Here is a 675-nt window from a genome sequence, read left to right as displayed (position 1 = left end):
GACAGCAGGCGGCCGAGCAGGCCTCCGCTGTCCTGGTAGGTGTCGGGCGAGTAGTAGCTGTCGAACAAACCCACGCGCTTAACCTCCGAAGCTCAAGTTCAGCGGGCCCTTCGGAATGAGCGAGCCGATTCCAGAGAGGATGGTGGCGAACTGCTGCGCACCGCTCATCTGCCCCTGCGTAGTGGAAGTCCCGTTCGTGCTCGAGCCGAGGCCTGCGATCGGAATGCCGATCTGCGCGAGCAGCCCGAGATTGGATGCGGGGATCGAGCTGAGGTACTGCTGCGCCTGCAACACCTGGTTCGGTCCCCAATTGTTGGCACTGAGCGCGTCATTTGCTGCCGTCACGCCCTGGGCCTGGTTGTTGACGCCCTGCTGATTGTTCGCGGCAATGGCGCCCGACGTGGTGTTGCCTGCGCCGTAGACCGAATTAAGAGCAGCTTGCCGGGTCGCCGCATCCTGGTTGGCCTGGTTGAGGATGATCGGCGTCTGCGCCTGCGAAATGCCGCGCGCTATGGACTGATCCTCCATGCCTGAGAACGACCGACCGGCCGCGGCAAACTGACTGCGGACGTTGTTGGCAGCATCCGTACCGGCCTGACTGAGCGCGGCCTGCACTGCCGGCGAACTCAAGGTGCTGTAGTTCGGGTCAACGTAGGGCGACATCCCCGACTTGTA

At 63.3% G+C, this 675-nt stretch carries 1 pseudogene; it reads right to left on the bottom strand.

What is annotated here, in order from left to right:
- Window positions 1-78: 78 nt before the first annotated feature.
- Window positions 79-675: pseudogene (locus ACV1FX_RS41730) on the bottom strand (tail fiber domain-containing protein); the annotation flags it as partial.

Source organism: Bradyrhizobium ingae, from assembly GCF_055791185.1.
This window is presented reverse-complemented; position numbering and strand designations above follow the sequence as displayed.